This is a genomic window from Polymorphobacter multimanifer, from assembly GCF_014205635.1.
Classification (GTDB): domain Bacteria; phylum Pseudomonadota; class Alphaproteobacteria; order Sphingomonadales; family Sphingomonadaceae; genus Sandarakinorhabdus; species Sandarakinorhabdus multimanifer.
Genome location: NZ_JACIIV010000007.1, coordinates 20,490 through 34,410 on the forward strand (window position 1 = coordinate 20,490; position 13,921 = coordinate 34,410).

At 67.6% G+C, this 13,921-nt stretch carries 18 protein-coding genes; 9 read left to right on the forward strand and 9 right to left on the reverse strand.

All coding sequences use genetic code 11. The features are described from left to right. The first annotated feature begins 87 nt into the window (after positions 1–87). The 4 genes from lgt to pgeF are packed head-to-tail and all read left to right on the forward strand — an operon-like array spanning position 88 to position 3,204. On the forward strand, positions 88–948 hold the full coding sequence (gene lgt / locus FHS79_RS05465) for a prolipoprotein diacylglyceryl transferase (protein WP_243453537.1): 861 nt from the start codon (positions 88–90) through the stop codon (positions 946–948). Further along, complete coding sequence (locus FHS79_RS05470; RefSeq protein ID WP_243452692.1) at positions 945–1,934, forward strand: class I SAM-dependent methyltransferase; 990 nt, start codon at positions 945–947, stop codon at positions 1,932–1,934. The genes lgt and FHS79_RS05470 overlap by 4 nt, the downstream gene beginning before the upstream one ends. Then, complete coding sequence (locus FHS79_RS05475) at positions 1,931–2,440, forward strand: GNAT family N-acetyltransferase (protein ID WP_184196592.1); 510 nt, start codon at positions 1,931–1,933, stop codon at positions 2,438–2,440. The genes FHS79_RS05470 and FHS79_RS05475 overlap by 4 nt, the downstream gene beginning before the upstream one ends. Beyond that, positions 2,437–3,204 carry a peptidoglycan editing factor PgeF gene (pgeF, locus tag FHS79_RS05480; protein WP_184196595.1) on the forward strand — a complete coding sequence of 256 codons (768 nt, stop codon included), beginning with the start codon at positions 2,437–2,439 and terminating at the stop codon, positions 3,202–3,204. The genes FHS79_RS05475 and pgeF overlap by 4 nt, the downstream gene beginning before the upstream one ends. Here pgeF and FHS79_RS05485 read toward each other — a convergent pair. Both FHS79_RS05485 and FHS79_RS05490 read right to left on the reverse strand, forming a co-directional pair. Next, the gene (locus FHS79_RS05485; protein ID WP_184196597.1) at positions 3,194–3,949 is read right to left on the reverse strand and encodes a MauE/DoxX family redox-associated membrane protein; all 756 of its coding nucleotides are present in this window, start codon (positions 3,947–3,949) and stop codon (positions 3,194–3,196) included. The two genes, pgeF and FHS79_RS05485, sit on opposite strands and share 11 nt — an antisense overlap. A 69-nt stretch (positions 3,950–4,018) precedes the next feature. Beyond that, positions 4,019–5,254, reverse strand: coding sequence for a penicillin-binding protein activator (locus FHS79_RS05490; protein ID WP_184196599.1), 1,236 nt, complete (start codon positions 5,252–5,254; stop codon positions 4,019–4,021). On the opposite strand from FHS79_RS05490, the gene rsmI reads away from it, so the two are divergent. The 4 genes from rsmI to gshB are packed head-to-tail and all read left to right on the forward strand — an operon-like array spanning position 5,255 to position 8,263. Further along, positions 5,255–6,127 (forward strand): 16S rRNA (cytidine(1402)-2'-O)-methyltransferase, encoded by an 873-nt coding sequence (gene rsmI / locus FHS79_RS05495; protein WP_184196602.1) that lies wholly within the window; start codon positions 5,255–5,257, stop codon positions 6,125–6,127. After that, positions 6,127–6,498 (forward strand): YraN family protein, encoded by a 372-nt coding sequence (locus FHS79_RS05500; protein ID WP_184196605.1) that lies wholly within the window; start codon positions 6,127–6,129, stop codon positions 6,496–6,498. Before rsmI ends, FHS79_RS05500 begins: the two co-directional genes overlap by 1 nt. Continuing rightward, positions 6,489–7,298, forward strand: coding sequence for a transglutaminase family protein (locus FHS79_RS05505; protein WP_184196608.1), 810 nt, complete (start codon positions 6,489–6,491; stop codon positions 7,296–7,298). The genes FHS79_RS05500 and FHS79_RS05505 overlap by 10 nt, the downstream gene beginning before the upstream one ends. An 11-nt stretch (positions 7,299–7,309) precedes the next feature. Beyond that, positions 7,310–8,263 carry a glutathione synthase gene (gene gshB, locus FHS79_RS05510; protein ID WP_184196611.1) on the forward strand — a complete coding sequence of 318 codons (954 nt, stop codon included), beginning with the start codon at positions 7,310–7,312 and terminating at the stop codon, positions 8,261–8,263. A 91-nt stretch (positions 8,264–8,354) separates the two neighbouring features. Here the strand turns inward: gshB and FHS79_RS05515 are convergent, their stop codons facing one another. From FHS79_RS05515 to FHS79_RS05525, 3 genes are read right to left on the reverse strand one after another with little or no spacing between them, the layout of a single operon-like run. Then, on the reverse strand, positions 8,355–8,747 hold the full coding sequence (locus FHS79_RS05515; RefSeq protein ID WP_184196614.1) for a hypothetical protein: 393 nt from the start codon (positions 8,745–8,747) through the stop codon (positions 8,355–8,357). 57 nt (positions 8,748–8,804) lie between these two features. Further along, complete coding sequence (gloB, locus tag FHS79_RS05520; RefSeq protein ID WP_184196617.1) at positions 8,805–9,527, reverse strand: hydroxyacylglutathione hydrolase; 723 nt, start codon at positions 9,525–9,527, stop codon at positions 8,805–8,807. Beyond that, positions 9,527–9,943 (reverse strand): VOC family protein, encoded by a 417-nt coding sequence (locus tag FHS79_RS05525; RefSeq protein ID WP_184196620.1) that lies wholly within the window; start codon positions 9,941–9,943, stop codon positions 9,527–9,529. Before FHS79_RS05525 ends, gloB begins: the two co-directional genes overlap by 1 nt. Before the next feature lie 85 nt (positions 9,944–10,028). Between FHS79_RS05525 and FHS79_RS05530 the strand changes: the two genes are divergently transcribed. Further along, the gene (locus FHS79_RS05530) at positions 10,029–10,751 is read left to right on the forward strand and encodes an SIMPL domain-containing protein (RefSeq protein ID WP_184196623.1); all 723 of its coding nucleotides are present in this window, start codon (positions 10,029–10,031) and stop codon (positions 10,749–10,751) included. Between the two features lie 2 nt (positions 10,752–10,753). Here the strand turns inward: FHS79_RS05530 and FHS79_RS05535 are convergent, their stop codons facing one another. The 4 genes from FHS79_RS05535 to FHS79_RS05550 all read right to left on the reverse strand — a co-directional run bounded on the left by FHS79_RS05535 (position 10,754) and on the right by FHS79_RS05550 (position 13,806). Further along, entirely contained in the window at positions 10,754–11,509 is a 756-nt protein-coding gene (locus FHS79_RS05535; RefSeq protein WP_184196626.1) for a hypothetical protein, read from the reverse strand. Between the two features lie 16 nt (positions 11,510–11,525). After that, positions 11,526–12,248 carry an alpha/beta hydrolase gene (locus tag FHS79_RS05540; RefSeq protein ID WP_184196629.1) on the reverse strand — a complete coding sequence of 241 codons (723 nt, stop codon included), beginning with the start codon at positions 12,246–12,248 and terminating at the stop codon, positions 11,526–11,528. A gap of 44 nt (positions 12,249–12,292) precedes the next feature. Continuing rightward, the gene (locus tag FHS79_RS05545; RefSeq protein ID WP_184196632.1) at positions 12,293–12,889 is read right to left on the reverse strand and encodes a PEPxxWA-CTERM sorting domain-containing protein; all 597 of its coding nucleotides are present in this window, start codon (positions 12,887–12,889) and stop codon (positions 12,293–12,295) included. A gap of 119 nt (positions 12,890–13,008) precedes the next feature. Next, complete coding sequence (locus FHS79_RS05550; protein ID WP_184196635.1) at positions 13,009–13,806, reverse strand: DUF2189 domain-containing protein; 798 nt, start codon at positions 13,804–13,806, stop codon at positions 13,009–13,011. Between the last annotated feature and the right edge of the window lie 115 nt (positions 13,807–13,921).

A 13,921-nucleotide genomic window follows, 5' to 3' on the forward strand; every position in this document is an offset into this window, starting at 1 on the left:
CCCACTGGCAAAATCCATCCCCGCAGTTATGGTGCGCGGCATCCAAGGGGGCAAGCCGGTCCGCCCTTGGCAATATGAGAGGGTCGCGTGCTCGCGTATCTGCAGACCGCGCTGGATTTCACCAGCCTCGGGCTCAGCCCCGAAATCTTCACCATCCCCGGCTTCAGCCTGTTCGGGCTCGATCTGGGGCCGTTCGCGCTGCGCTGGTACAGCCTCGCCTATATCGCCGCCATCGGCTTCGGCTGGTGGCAGCTCGGCCGCATGATCAAGCTGCCGCACCCGGTGATGAACGCCGAGCAGCTCGACAACTACATCACCTGGGCGGCACTCGGCGTCATCCTCGGCGGCCGGCTCGGCTATGTCCTCTTCTACAACCCGACGAAATATCTGGCCGATCCGCTCGCCATCCTGCGGCTCTGGGATGGCGGCATGAGCTTCCACGGCGGCTGTGCCGGCGTCATCATCGCCTGCCTCGCCTTCGGCCGCTCGCAGAACATCTCCGGCCTGCGAATCCTCGATGCCGTCGCCACCGTCAGCCCCTTCGGGCTCCTGTGTGGCCGCCTCGCCAATTTCATCAACGGCGAGCTCTACGGCCGCGCCACCGGCACCGAATGGGGAATCATCTTCCCCGGCGGCGGCCCCGAGCCGCGTCACCCCTCGCAGCTCTACGAAGCCGCCCTCGAAGGCGTGCTGCTGTTCGCAGTGTTGCAATGGCTGCACTGGAAGACCGGCGCCCGGCTCCGCCCCGGCCTTCTCTCGGGCGTCTTCGGCGTCGGCTACGGCCTCTCGCGTTTCATCGTGGAAAACTTCCGCGAGCCCGATGTCCAGCTCGGCATCCTTTCGACCGGCCTCACCATGGGCCAGACCCTCACCCTGCCGATCATCCTCGCCGGCCTCTTCCTCATCTGGCGCGCGCGGTCGCGCCAGCCTGTCGGGGCGCTGGCTTGACCGAGCTTGCGGACGCCCTTGCGGCCCGCATCGCAAGCGACGGCCCGCTTCGCCTCGATGCCTGGATGGCGGCGTGCAACAGCCATTATTACGCCGCCCAGGATCCGCTGGGCCGCGATTTCACCACCGCCCCCGAAGTCAGCCAGCTGTTCGGCGAGATGATCGGCGGCTGGATCGGCGATCTCTGGCTCCGCGCCGGCCAGCCCCCCCTCACCCTCGTCGAGCTCGGCCCCGGCCGCGGCACCCTGATGGCCGATGCCCTGCGGCTGCTGGCGCGCATCCCCGGCTTCACCCCAAGTCTGGCCCTCGTCGAAACCTCGCCAACGCTGCGCGCCGTCCAAGCCACAACGCTCGCGCAACACCCCCCCGAATGGCACGACGACTTGTCGACGCTGCCCACCGACACCGCCCTCATCGTCATCGCCAACGAATTCTTCGACGCCCTGCCCATCCGCCAGCATCTGGGCCAGGGTCAGGAGCGCGCCGTGGGCCATAACGGCGAGCGCTTCCTCGCCGCCACCCTCCCCTCCCCCGAAACCACTTCCCAGGAGCGAAACGAAACCGGCGAAGCCCTCATCGCCACCCTCGCCGCCCGGCTCAGGGCGCAGGGCGGTGCCGCCCTCATCATCGACTATGGCCAGTCGGAAACCGCCGCCGACACGCTGCAAGCCATCCGCGCAGGCACCCCGCACGACCCTTTTTCATCCCCCGGCGAGGCGGATCTGACCGCGCATGTCGCTTTTTCAGCCCTCCAGCACGCCGCAAATCTCCCCTCCCACGGCCCAATCCCCCAGGGCCGGTTCCTCGCAGCACTCGGCATCCACAGCCGCGCCGCCGCCCTCTCCCGCGGCAAACCCATCGCAGAAGCGGCAAAGATCGCCGCCGGCCTTGCCCGCCTCACAGCGCCTGCGCAAATGGGTGCGCTGTTCAAGGCCATGGCCCTCACCAGCCCCGGCTGGCCCACCCCCGCAGGATTCGACGCATGATCCACTACCGCGATGCCGAGCCCCATGAAGGCGCCACGCTCGGCGGCATCGCCCGCGCCACCTTCATCGAAACCTTCGGCCACCTCTACAATCTCAACGACTTGGCGAGCTTCCTCGAAAAAGGCTCCGACACCGCCCAGTCCACCGAGCTCGCCGACCCCGCCCTGGAAGTCCGCTTCGCCTGCGCGGGCAGCACCCCCATCGGCTTCGCCAAGCTGAGCGGCATCACCCTCCCCGTCGAGCCGGCCGGCCCCGCCATCGAACTCCGCCAGCTCTACATCTTCAAGCCCTGGCACGGACAGGGCATCGCCGAGGCGCTGATGGACTGGGTGCACACCCGCGCCGCCGCCCGGAGTGCACAGGAAATCTGGCTCTCGGTCTGGGCCGAAAACCACCGCGCCAGGCGCTTCTACGCCCGCCAGGGCTTCACCGAAATCCGCCCCTATGCCTTTATGGTGGGCGAACAGGCCGATGAGGACATCTTGTGCAGGAAGGTCCTGAAATGACCGAAGTCCCCTTCGTCAGCGTCCCCCAGCTCGCCACCCCGCACGGCTTCCTCACCCGCCAGGGCGGCACATCGACCGGCCTTTACGCCAGCCTGAACGTCGGACTCGGTTCCGACGACACCTTCGAAAACGTGCGGGAAAACCGCCGCCGCGCCGTGGCAGCCGCCACCCCCGGCGCCGCCCTCGCTACCCTCCACCAGGTCCACAGCTGCGACGTCATCACCATCACCACCCCCTTCCCCGATGCCGACCGTCCCCACGCCGATGCCATGGTCAGCAACACCCCCGGCGTGGCACTCGGCATCCTCACCGCCGACTGCGCTCCCATCCTCTTCCATGACGCCAAGGCCAAGGTGATCGGCGCCGCCCACAGCGGCTGGAAAGGCACCCTCGGCAACATTGCCGCCGCCACCGTCGATGCCATGGTCGCCCTCGGCGCCGCTCCCGAGCGCATCACCGCCGCCATCGGCCCCTGCATCCAGCGCGCCAGCTACGAGGTCGACGACGCCTTCCGCGACCGCTTCCTCGCCCAGGACCCGGAATTCGCGCACTTCTTCACCCAGGGCCGCCCCGGCCACGCCCATTTCGACATGCCCGGCCTCATCGCCCTCAGCCTTGCGCGCGCCGGCGTCCGCACCATCATCACCACCGGCCACGACACGCTCACCAACCCCGATCTCTGGTTCAGCTACCGCCGCACCACCCACCGCGCCGAGCCCGATTATGGGCGCCAGATCTCCTTGATCGCCCTCGCTAGCGCATGAGCCATGCCGGCCAGACGAGCATCGCCAACGCCATCGCCACCATCATCAAATTCTCGGTCAGCGAAACAAAACCCAGCGGCACGTTCGAATTGCCCCCCACGCACGCACATTTGAGCTCGCGCTTCTGCACATACACCGCGTTGATCACCGACACCGCGCCAACACCGCCGATGAACAGCGCCACCGGAACCGACAGCCACGGCAGCACGCCGCCAAGCATCAGCACCCCGGCCAGCGCTTCCGCAAAGGGATATACATAGGCATAGGGCACCCAGCGCCGCGCGAGCAGGTCATAGCCCAGGAACATCGTCGCAAAGCCTTCGAGGTCCTGCAGCTTCTGCACCGCCAGAATGCACATGGCGATCGCGATGAACCATCCTGGCGTCCGAACCGTCAACAGCGCGCCGCTGGCCGCCCATGTCACTGCAACCGCCATTGCCGCCGCCATCGCGAAGATCGCGATCACCGGCCGGTAGCTGGTGGCATCGGGGTCGGCAATCGGCTTGCCCAGGAACCGCCGCACGTCGTCATGCCCGCCGATCCGCACGCCGTCGATGAACGTCTGCGGCGTCGTCTTCACGTCATGCTCGGCCTTGAAGGCATCGGTTTCGGCACGCGTCGTCAGCCAGCGATCGTCGACCGCATAGCCCGCGCGGCCCAGCAGATAACGGCTCTTGATTCCATAGGGACAGACATGGTCGTCCGTCACCATCCGGTAGAGCGTGGCTGTCTTCGTTGCACCCATGCTTCGCCTGCCAATTCCTGCGTTTCACGCATCATTGCACATCCGGCGTGAGCCTCAATGCGAGCGCCGCTACTCGCCGAAGCCGCGCGGCGCCGGTGACACCACGTTGAACTGCCCCTCGCCGATCTGCTCCACCTCGAGCGCGCGCTGTGCCACCCGGCTGCCGGCAAAGCGGAACGCGCCATCGATGCCGGCAAAGCCCTGCCGGCTGTCGAGCGCATCGGTCGGGAACGGCGAATCGATCTTCCAGCGGCCGGCAATCGAATTGACCAGCAGCACGGCATCATAGCCAAGGCTCGCCAGCCGCGACGGCGTGCTGTTGTAGCGGGCGCGGTAGCGCGTCGACAGCGTGCGGAAATTGCCATCGGGCACCGTGGCAAACAGCGCCCCCTTCATCGCGGCAGCGCGCGCCAGCCCCGGCTCGTTGTTCCAGAGCTCGGTGCCCAGCAGCGTCACCGTGCCCGGCGCGGCACCGAAGCGGCTGAGCGCAGGCAAAAACTGCGCCGAATTGCTGCCCGAATCGGCAATGAGCAGCGCCTGGAACGGCACCGGCGCCAGTTCCTGCGTGTTCGCCCGGCTGCGCGCGTCAAAGGCCGTCACGGTACGCACTGCCGCCCCCAGCTTCGCGGGCTCGCGCGTATAGCTGGCCACCGCAGTGGTGCGGCCACCCGCAGCTTCCACCGCGCGCACAAAGGCCGTCTGCGCACGCTGGCCATAGGTGCCGGCCGGCACCAGCGCTGCAAAGCGCTCCACCCCGCGGCTGCGCGCATAGGCCACCACCCGCGCGATCGCCTGCTCGGGCTGGAACCCCAGAATCCACACATTGCCGCCCGCCACCGAGACATCGTTCGAGAACGAGATCACCGGCACCTGCCTGGCAACCGCCTGTGCGGCCACCGCGCGGACATCGCCCGCCAGCAGCGGCCCAAGGATCAGCCCGGCGCCTTCCGCCAGCGCCCGCGACGCCGCCTGCGAAGCGCCAGGTGCGGTGTCATAGACACGCAAATTGATCTGCGCATTGCCAAGGTCGGTCAGCGCCAGGCTGGCGGCGTTGGCCATCGATTGCCCCACCGGCGCATTGCTGCCCGTCAGCGGCACCAGCAGCGCCACACGATTCTGCTTGGCTTCGGGCAGCGGCAGCGGGATCGCCGCCTCGGGCGCCGCGATCACCGGCGGCGGCGGCGGCGGCGCACCGGTCGCCGGCCGGCGCTGCTGCGGCGCGCAGGCGGCCACCAGCAGGGTCAGGCCCAACCCCAAAGTGCGCCATACTTGCAGGCCATGGGGAGAAAGCGCCAAGGTACGCATATGCACAGTCCTAACCAGTTCGAAGGCGCTCACGCGCCGCTGTCTGCCAATCTCGAACCGGGCCTCTACATCGTCGCCACCCCGATCGGCAACCTGGGGGATGTCACCCGGCGTGCCGCCGCCGTGCTGGCCGCCGCCAGCGTCATCGCCGCCGAAGACACGCGGGTCACCGCCAAGCTGCTGGCACACCTCGGCCTAAAGGTGCCGATGCAGGCCTATCACGATCATTCCGCCGAACATGTCCGGCCCGCGCTCATCGCCCGTGCCGCGCACGAGGTGGTGGCGCTGGTCAGCGATGCCGGCACGCCGCTCATCTCCGATCCGGGCTACAAGCTGGTCCGCGATGCCCGCGCCGCCGGGGTGCGCATCGTCACCCTGCCCGGCCCTTGTGCCGCCGTCGCCGCCCTCACCCTCGCCGGCCTGCCGACCGATCGCTTCCTGTTCGCCGGCTTCCTGCCCGCCAAGGCCGCCGCCCGCGCGACCGCGATCGCCGAGCTGGCCGGCGTGCGCGCCACGCTGGTGCTCTACGAATCCGGCCCACGCCTTGCCGAGGCGCTGGCTGCCCTGGCGGATGGCCTTGGACCCCGTCCCGCCGCCATCTCGCGCGAGATCACCAAGCGCTTCGAGGAAACGCTCACCGGCACCCTGCCCGAGCTCGCCGCCGCCATTGCCGAGCAGCCGCGCAAGGGCGAGATCGTCATCACCATCGGCCCGCCGCTGGCAGCTCCCGTCGCCGATGAAGCGACCCTCGATGCAGCGCTGCAAGCCGCCCTCGCCACCGCCACCCTCAAGACCGCGGTGGCGGAGGTGACCGCCGCCCTCGGCCTGCCGCGCGCGCAAGTCTATGCTCGCGCGCTGGCACTCAAGCGCTGATGCCGGGCCGCCGCCAGCGCGCCGAGCGGCGCGGCCGCTGGGCCGAAGCGGCCGCGGCGCTTTATCTGCAAGCCAAGGGCTACCGCATCCTCGCCCGCCGCGTCCGCACGCGAGTCGGTGAAGTCGATATCGTGGCGCGTCACGGCGACACGCTGGTGTTTGTCGAGGTAAAACTCCGATCCACTCTCGACTCCGGGCATCAGGCGCTGCATCCTGCCGCCCGGCAACGGATCGATGCGGCCGCCAGGGTGCTGACCCCGCGCTATCTCGGCGCCTGCACCACGACGCGGATCGATGCCGTTCTGATCAGGCCATGGGGTTGGCCGCAACATCTGATCGCCGCATGGCGGGAGACGGGACGATGGACGTGAGGACGACCGGAGAACTGAACGCGATCGGTTTGGTGGACGATGCGGACATCGATCTGGTCGAAGCTGCCATTGCGCTCGCCGTTGCCGATCGTCCCACTGCCGATGCAAGCCGCCTGCGCCGCCTCGTCACCGGCTGGGCGATCGCCCTGCAACGCGATCCCGAGCCCGTTTCCGCCAGCGGCCGCGCCCGCCGGCTGGCAAGCCTCATCGCCAGCGAATCGGGGCTTTCGGGCGCCACCGAGGATTATGACAATCCGCTCAACTGCGATCTGATCGCCGTGGTCGAGCGCCAGCGCGGGCTGCCCGTGGCGCTGTCGCTGCTCTATGTGGCGCTCGCCCGCCGCGTCGGCTGGAAGGCCGATGCCCTCAACCTGCCCGGCCATGTCATCGTCGAGGTCAAGGCCGGCGTCGATTCCGCCCTCATCGATGCGTTCGACCATGGCACCGTCATCACCCGCGAGCGCGCCCTTGCCATCGCCCGCAGCGCCGGCGGCGAACCGTCGCCCCGCTTCGAGCCGATGAGCAACCGCCATATCCTCATCCGCCTCGTCACCAACCAGGCCAGCCGCGCCCGCTCGTCCGGAGACATCCGCCGCGCGCTCGGCCTTTACGAGCGCATGACCGTGGTGGCGCCGCGCATGGCGAGCCTGTGGTGGGAGCGCGCCCGGCTCGAACAGATGGTCGGCTACAACAGCGCCGCGCGGGCCAGCCTCACCGCGATGCTCGAAACCACCCACGACCAGGGTCTCACCCGCCGCATCAAGGCTGCACTCGCCGCCGTCGCGCGCTCCGACAGCTAGGATCTCACATCATGTCACTGCGCGTCGCGGTCCAGATGGACCCGATCGAAACGATCAATGTTGCCGGTGATTCGAGCTTCGCGCTGATGCTGGAAGCCAGGGCGCGCGGTCACAGCCTGCACCATTATCTCGCCACCTCGCTCTCCGCCGAGAGCGGCCGCGTGCGCGCCCATGCCCGGCCACTCACCGTGCAGCGCGAGCCCGGCCGACATTTCGACTGGCAAGGCGAAGCCGCCACACTCGACCTCGCCGACGATGTCGATGTCGTGCTCATGCGGCAGGACCCTCCCTTCGACATGGGATATATCACCGCCACCCACCTCCTCGAGATGGTGAGCGACCGCACCCTTGTGGTCAACGATCCGGCCGAGGTGCGCAACGCTCCCGAAAAGCTGTTCGTGCTGCGCTACCCCGATCTGATGCCCCCCACACTCGTCACGCGCAGTCTCGCCGAAGCGATGGACTTCCGCGCCCGCCACGGCGCCATCGTCGTCAAGCCGCTCTACGGCAACGCCGGCGCCGCCGTGTTCCTCATCGACAAGACCGACGGCAACCTCCCCGCCCTTGTCGAGCTGTTCGGAAGCGTCTGGAACGAGCCTTTCATGGTGCAGGCCTTCCTCCCGGATGTGGCGCTGGGAGACAAGCGCATCGTGCTGGTCGATGGCGTGCCGACGGGCGCCATCAACCGCCTGCCCAAATCGGGCGAAATCCGCTCCAACCTCGCTGCCGGCGGCAGCGCCCAGGCCACCGACCTCACCCCGCGCGAAGCCGAGATCTGCGCCCGCATCGGCCCGGACCTTGCCGCGCGCGGCCTCATCTTCGTCGGTATCGACGTCATCGCCGGCTATCTCACCGAGATCAACGTCACCTCCCCCACCGGCATCGTCGCCATCGACCGCTTCAATAACACCAACACGCCCGGCCTGATCTGGGACGCGATCGAACGCCGGGTCGCAAAACGGTAGCGAACAAGCCAGCCCCCGGAAACTGACTGAGCCGCATCAATTTTCGTCGCCCCGGACTTGATCCGGGGCCCCGCTTTTTTCTGCCAGCGCCTCAGCGCCCGTCCTTCTTTCGCGCCGGATTCGCCGGCGGCACATCATCCTCGTTCACCCGTTCCCAGGTGGTCAGCACACATGTGCCGAACTCGATGCCGCTGAAGTTCTGGAACACATCGACCCGGTCCCCGCGGCACTGCCGGCTCTGGGTGGTCACGATCCTTGCACTTCGATCGGGCGAGAACAGCGGGCACTGGCCAGCCTTGTTCTGCCACCATTGCCCGCCGCTGCTCACGAAATAGCCGGCATCGGAATAGCGGCTGTCGCGAATGCTGCGCATCTCGATGCACGAGCGGGTCTCGGGCTCGCTGCTCGGCGCGGCCAGCGCTGGAGACGCTGCTGCCGACAGGGCGGTTGCCATGCCGATGGCGAAGACTCGACGCATATTCATCAATTCGCTCCTCAAGCCCCCCATCCAAAATACTGCATTCGGCGCCATGACGCGAGTCTAGCCCCGAAATGCATCCTTCGCTGCCCGGCGTGCCGCCAGTTCCGCCACGCTGCCGGCGCGAACAAAGGGATTGGTCGCCGCCTCCATCGCCAGCGAAAACGGCACCGTCGGCTCGCCGCGCGATCGCAGCGCATCGATCGCCGATGCCCGCGCCACCAGCGCTGCATTCTCGGGCTCCACCGTCAGCGCAAAACGCGCATTCGACTGCGTATATTCATGCGCACAGAACACCCGGGTGGCCGGCGGCAGCGCCATCAGCTTGCCGAGCGCCTCGTGCATCTGCGCCGGCGTCCCTTCGAACAGCCGCCCGCACCCGAGCGCAAACAGCGTGTCCCCCGGAAACAGCACGCCTTCAAAGGCATAGGCAATGTGTCCCGCGGTGTGCGCCGGCACATCGATCACCCGCGCCGTTTCTGCCCCGATCCGCACCTCGTCCCCCTCGCCAACCGCCCGGCCGATGTGCGGAATCTTCGCCGCCTCACCCGCCGGTCCGGTCACATGCGCGCCCGTCGCCGCCACGATCGCAGCATTGCCGCCGACATGATCGGGGTGCCAGTGCGTGTTCAAAATCTGCGCGATCTTCCACCCCCGCGCCGCCGCCGCCGCCAGCACCGGCTCGGCCACCGCAGGGTCGATCACCGCCGTCTCGCCGGTCTGCCGGCAATGCGCCAGCCAGACATAATTGTCGGAAAGCACCGGAACGCCGACAACCTCCAGCATCACCAGGCTCCGGTGTTGGGCATCGACGCCCAGGGCTCGGCCGGCGCCAGCGCAGGGCCAGCCTGCAGCAGCTCGACCGATATCCCGTCGGGCGAGCGCACGAACGCCATATGGCCGTCACGCGGCGGCCGGTTGATCGTCACCCCGCCGTCCATCAGCCGCTGGCAGCTCGCGTAGATATCCTCCACCGCATAGGCGAGATGGCCGAAATTGCGGCCACCGTCATAGCCCTTCTCGTCCCAATTGTGCGTCAGCTCCACCTGCGCGCGCTCGTCGCCGGGCGCCGCCAGGAAGATCAGCGTGAACCGCCCCTTCTCGTTGTCGATCCGCTTCATCTCCTTCAGCCCGAGCAGCTCGAAAAAGCGCAAGCTTTCCGCCACGTCGGACACCCTCACCATCGTGTGCAGATATTTCATGTGCCGGTCCTCGTCATGTCATGTGCCTTGGCCGTAAGATGGGGAAGCCGTGCTGCACAAGCAAGCGCGGCACCCGGGAAACGACATGACCGAAAACCGCTCGCTGCCGCTCGTCATCGCCGCCGCCATCATCGCCGCCGGCCTCATCATCGGCCTTGTCGGGGGCGGCCTGCTGCTCGGTGACGGCCTCACGCGCGCGAAGCTCGCGGACCGTGCCGTCACCGTCCGCGGCCTCGCCGAGCAGGACGTGACCGCCGATCTCGCCACCTGGACGATCGGCACCACAGCGCTCGGCACCGACCTCGCCGGCCTGCAAGCCAAGGTCGATGCCGATGGCGAGCGCGTCACTGCCTTTCTCCGCAATGCCGGCTTCACGGCGGAAGAGATCGAGAGCGGCGAAATCTCGGTCAACCAGTATTTCAACAACAACATCAACAACGTCACCATCCGCCGCAAGTTCAAGCTGCGCACCACCAAGATCCAGCAGGCCCGCGCCGCCTATGCCGAACAGGCCACATTGCTCCGTCAGGGCGTGGTCTTCGATTCGGAAGGCGTGGGCATGGTCTACAGCTTCACCCGGCTCAACGATGTGAAGCCGCAGATGATCGCCGCCGCCACGAAGAACGCCCGCGAAGGTGCCGAGCAGTTCGCCAAGGATTCGGGCGCGGAAGTCGGCGGCATCAAGTCCGCCTCGCAGGGCTATTTCTCGATCATTCCGCGCGACGGGGACAGCTCGGGAAGCTCCGCTGGCAGCTCGCCCTTCCAGAAAGTCCGCGTGGTCACCACGATCGACTTCTACCTCGAATAGCCTCAGTCGAGCTTCAGCGCCGCCTCGGCCGCCTTCACTGCCGGCCATTCCGGGTCACCGCTCGCCGCCGCCGTCCACGCCGCGCGCGCCAGATCCTTCTTCCCCTGCGCCCAGGCGATGGCGCCGGCTTCGAACTGCACATCAAACGCCGCCTCGCTCTCCGGCGCCGTCCGCCGGCCCGCCTCCAGCACCGCAGCTTCGGCGGCCGCAAAATTTCCCAGCCGCCGCGCCAGCGTGGCCTTGAGCAGCCAGCCGCCGGGCACCGCCGGGTCGAGGCCCAGTGCCGCATCGAGCGCCGCCATGCCCTCGGACTCGCGCTTCAGATCCACCAGCGCCTCGGCGCGCAACAGCTGCAGCGCAGCGGCTTCCGCTGGTGCGGGCTCGAGCTCGAGCCCCGCCAACGCAAAGCGCAGCGCCGGCTCGGGCTTCTCCGCCAGCAGTGCCGCATTGGCGCCCGCCGTCCAGAGCGCCCGCGCCGTCTCTGCCCCATCTTGCCCCGACCCAGCCAGCGTCGCCGCCGCCTCGAAGCTGGTCAGTGCCGCGTCATGGTCGCCCTTCTGGAATTGCGCCAGCGCCAGGCAATGCCGCGCCGCAGCCCCTCCGCCCTCGATCCGCCAGCCATTCGCCACGGCAATCCCGCGCTCGGGCGATGTGCGCGCCACCTGCGAACAAGCGCGAAACCGCGACAGGTCCGAGGCCAGCGGCACCGCCTGCGCCGGCACCGCCAGCAACACGCCCGCCCAAAAAACTCGCCTCATCGCAAAACACGCTTCATCACAACTCGTCCACCAATGCCAGCAACCGCGCGATATCGGTCTCGCGCGAAAGCCGATGGTCACCATTCTTGATGAGCACGGCCTGAACATCGTCCGAAGCCAGCCGCTCGGCAATGTCGAGGCTCAGCCGCCACGGCACCGCATCGTCGCGCTGGCCATGCAGCAGCCGCACCGGCGCCGTAATCGCAATGGCGCCCCCGAGCATCCGGCACGCGGCCGCATCGTCCAGAAACACCCGCGAATAAAGATAATCGCCACCATAGCCACTCGGCCGGCTGAAATGCCCCTTCACCGCCAGCGCCGCCGCCTCATCCGGCGCAATTTCCAGCCCCCAATCGGGAAAATCGGGCGCCGCCGCCACCAGCACCAGCCCCGCGAGCCGCGCGCCCAGCATCACCCCGGCGCGAAGCGCAATCCAGCCCCCCATCGAGCTCCCCACCAGCACCACGCGCGCCCCCGGCGCCACATGCGCCAGCACCGCCAGCGCATCCCCGGTCCAGCGGCCGATGCTGCCTTGCAGAAAATCCCCGCCGCTCGCCCCGCACCCCGAATAGTCGAGCAGCAGACACGCCCGCCCCCGCGCCACAGCCCAGTCGAACAGCGCCGTCGCCTTGCTGCCGCTCATGTCGGACATGTAGCCGGGAAGAAACACCAGCACCGGCCCGTCGCCGCCGGTGAAGCGAAAGGCGAGCCGGCTGCCATTGTGATCGAAGCTGGTCATCGCGTCGCAGTAGTGCTGCGCCACCACCCTGGCAAAGCGGAAAATCAGGCGCGCACGGCAGTCCGCAGGTCGCGACCGCGGCGACGCATCGCGAAGCCGGTTGCGCCAAAGCCGAGAAGCATCATCGCCCAGCTCGCCGGCTCGGGAACACCGGGAACGACCGGTGCAGCGGCGGAATTGATATTGATGTTGTCGACATTGACGCTGAAACCGGTGTTCGAAATGCCGAACACCAGCCGATCGACGACGATAGCCGAACCGGGATTGTAGAACGTCCGGAAGCCGGCGGTCCCGACGCGGGTGAAGTTCGAGACATAGGCCTGCGCATTGCCCAGATAGCCCGTCACCGTGAAATTCTGCGTCTGCCGCGTTGCGCTACCCGACCCGCCATCGAAACTGTCGAGCGTGAAATAGCCACCTGTGATGTCGAACGCGCCTGCCGACTGGGCATAAAGGCTGCCGCCGGGGTTGCCGTAGCTGTTGTATGTGACCACGCCGGACACTGCATTGACCGTGAATCCATCCTCGACATAATTGTTGAGGGTGCCGACCGCATCGAAAGTCAGCGTGGCAGATGACGCGGGGACGGCAGCGGAAAGCAGAAGCAGCGCCAATGCGCCACCGGCGAAATTGATTCTCATGAAATGCCTCTTTTTGAACGGCTTGAGCGCCGATCCTTGTTGGTAAAGAGGCAATTAAGTTTTACAATACACCCAAATGGGGATCGACTGCACAGCCCGGCGCAAACGCCCGCGCCGAGTCAACGATGCACGGCACGCGTATAAAGGTGCCAGGTTGCATAGCCGAGCACCGGCAGCGCCAGCATCAGCCCCACGAACAACGGCAGCGCACCGAGCAACAGGATCAGCGCCACCCGCAGCCCCCAGCCGAGCATCACCGCCGGGTTGCGCCGGAACACCGCCACCGATGTCGCCACCGCGGCGCCCGCAGCCGTCCCCTTGTCGACCGCCAGCGGAAAGCTGAACGCCGACACCGCCAGTGTCACCACCGCGAACAGCCCGCCCACCAGATTGCCGACGATGATCATGGTGAGGCCTTGCGACGTGCTGAACAGGTCACGCATGAAATCGGCGGGCGTCACCGGCCCCAGCCGGCCCAGCGTCGCGCCATAGATTGCCTGTGCGCTCGCCAGCCAGGCCAGGAACAGCACCAGCAGCATGGCGCTCAGCGCCAGCAGCGGCCCGCGCGGCCGGCCCTTCAGCGGATCGAGAAAATGGCTCCACCCCGAATCGAGCCCGGCTTCATGCCGCCGCGCCAGCTCGTAAAAGCCCGCCGCCGCAATCGGCCCGACCAGCGCAAAGCCGGCCGCCAGCGGAAAGATCACCGGAAACAGCGCTGCGTTGAAGGCCAGTGCCGAAGCAACGATGCCGACGATCACATAGATGATCGGCAACAACAGCAGGTCGCCGCGTCGCAGCTTGAAGTCCTCCCAGCCACGATTCAGCGCCCAGCCAAGATCGTCATTGGTCAGCGGTCGCGCTTCAAGGGGTGACGTCGCCGCTGAAGCGGCGGCATTTGCCTCGGTCTGGCCTTGCATGCCGAGTCTCCCTCGTCAGCCTCCCCCCACAACGGCAAGGATATACTTTTGCCACCAAAGCACAACCAGCACCCGGTCGCCTGCGCAGGTTGACATCACGCCCGCCATCCTCACA